This is a genomic window from Pseudomonas sp. SDT291_1_S447, from assembly GCF_054070155.1.
Genome location: NZ_JBSVXS010000426.1, coordinates 1 through 224 on the forward strand (window position 1 = coordinate 1; position 224 = coordinate 224).

The 224-nt window shown below is 64.7% G+C and carries 1 pseudogene; it reads left to right on the top strand.

Going from position 1 to position 224, the window contains the following annotated elements:
* Positions 1–224, top strand: a pseudogene (locus tag ACW9IR_RS30215) (Sbal_3080 family lipoprotein); the annotation flags it as partial.

Consider the following 224-nt stretch of genomic DNA (forward strand, 5'->3'; position numbering starts at 1 on the left):
CTGGCCGCCTTAACCGTGGCTGGCTGCAGCATCAAGCAAACCGTCACGCCGGTTGCCTTCAGCGGCGCCCAGGCGCCTGAGATCTGCATGATCCCCGCCGAAGGCTTGCGTGCCGGGTTCAATGCCACCTACACCACGCAGTTGCGCAGCAAAGGGTTCCAGACCCGTGAGCTAAGACCCGGCACCCCTCCGGCCAGTTGCGCCCTGTCGACGACCTACATTGG